Origin of the sequence: Mesorhizobium montanum, from assembly GCF_033977145.1 — a bacterium.
GTDB lineage: Bacteria > Pseudomonadota > Alphaproteobacteria > Rhizobiales > Rhizobiaceae > Mesorhizobium > Mesorhizobium montanum.
In genome coordinates this window covers 1-1,952 of record NZ_JAVIJF010000059.1, presented here as the reverse complement: position 1 = coordinate 1,952, position 1,952 = coordinate 1, and the positions used below count along the sequence as shown (strand labels likewise).

At 61.4% G+C, this 1,952-nt stretch carries 1 protein-coding gene; it reads right to left on the bottom strand.

Annotated elements, in window-relative coordinates:
* Nucleotides 1–70 precede the first annotated feature (70 nt).
* Complete coding sequence (locus RFM68_RS33445; RefSeq protein WP_320237191.1) at nt 71–1,828, bottom strand: IS1634 family transposase; 1,758 nt, start codon at nt 1,826–1,828, stop codon at nt 71–73.
* Between the last annotated feature and the right edge of the window lie 124 nt (nt 1,829–1,952).

Genomic DNA, 1,952 nt, shown 5'->3' with positions numbered 1-1,952 from the left:
CCGAAGTTTCTGTTTGTGAGCTGTGCAAGGCCTTGAACCGACTCGCCAATTTGACGATCAGATTTTTCGGTTACTGGACACGCATCGGATCGAGGTCGAGAAGCTTGAAGGCTTGGTCCTGAAGCGGCGTCGATTTCGAAAGTAGCGTGAAGGGATGCTTCTTGGCCTGTGGCATGCGCATGATGTTGCGGGTCATGGTGCCGAGATGATCGATTAGTCCGGCGAAGCTGTGGACGGGATCGCCGTTGGCGTTGCGCTTGATTGCCTTTTTGGACCGCGCGCTCGCTGACGGCTCGGTCGATGCGACCGGTGATATTCGCGCGGCGCGCCCGCGATCGAGCTCGGTGTCGTGGAACAGGAGCGGCGCCAATCTCTGACGCAAATGCCATTCGACGTGATAGGCGAGCATGCATAGGAAGACATGCGCGCGCACGCGGTTGGCATTCCAGTGGCGGATCGGGCGGATCTCGAGATCGACCGTCTTCAGGCTGCGGAAGGCGCGTTCGACACGGGAGAGATCTTTGTAGGCCTGGACAGCATTTTGCGCGGAGAGCTCGCCCTTTGGCACGCTGGTACGGATGACATAGATGCCGTCGAGCTTGGCCTCGGCGGCGATCTGTTCGATCTTGCGGGACCAACTGAAGTGGCCGTCGCGAATGTCGAGGGCGAAGTGCTTGGCCACCTTTTTGGCGTTGACGACCTCGCCGACTGCCAGGCCGATCTCCGCGGCACTGCGCAAGGTTGAACCCTTGCGGCGCACGTTCGCCTGGACGCGGGCGAGTTCCCGTTCGGTCGCCTTGAGCAGCGCTTCGCGCTTGCGGGCACGCTCCATTGCAAGGTCGCGATTGCGGCACATGATCAGTCGCTCGCCGGGAAAGTCGGGCGAGGAGATCTCGGCGAGATCGCGCTCGTCGAACAGCGAGAGCTGCAAGGGACCGTCGCCTTGCGCCAAGGCCTGGATTTGCGGCGCGCGCAGGCAGGTGATCCAGTCGAGTGACGAGGTCTTGAGGTCGTCCCGGATGCGCGCGCTCGTGATCATCCCGCGATCGCCGATAAGCACCACGCGCTTGATCCCGAAACGCGCCTTCAGCTTGTCGACCTGGGATTTGAGCGTCGTCGGATCCGCTGCGTTGCCCTCAAACACCTCGATCGCGATCGGCAAGCCATCGCGGGTGCACAGGAGGCCGTAGACGATCTGCAGCCGGTCGGAACGGTGATCGCGGCTGTGGCCGAATTGCGCGAGCGGGCAGCAATGGCCCTCGAAGTAGGATGAGCTCACGTCATAGAGCACCAGTATGCCGTCCTTGAGATGGCGGCGCGCCAAACCGTTCTCGATCCGCTCCTGCCGCTCCAGGAGCCAATCCAGGGCCTCGTAGGGCTCATGATCCTTGACCTTGCCGAGCCTCAAAAGATTGCCCAGGCTCGTTGCCGCCGTCTCTTCATCCACTGCCCGCACGAAGCCAAGCTTCGAACGCGGCGTGATCAACCGGTCGACCATCATCGCCACCACGAGATCGCAAAACCGGCGTGAGGCCGCGTCCTTCGCCGTACTCAGGATCAAGCGATCGAGGCTGATCTTGCGGATCGTCCCCAACACCGCCGCGACATGGCCGTGCGGCAGCGAGCGCTCGATCGCCAAATCCTTCGGCGCCGTCCCGATCAACGCGCCCCCATTCAAGAGCGCCTTCAGCATCTCGATTACATCGCCCGGCAGCTTGCTCAGATTGGCCAGCGTGCGCTTCTGGGTCCGTCCATTCTCATCGCGATAGCTCTCCCGCAGCAGCACCGCCGGAGGCGAACCCCGATTCGGAACAACGTCGATGAACATGCACGAATCGAATCACATCTCGACTGATTTGGAAATCCCTCACATGGACACGGATCGGACGCCCAAATCGACTCAAGTCACTGCAACGACTCGCCTTTCAAGTCGTGCCAAGCAAAAACTTCAG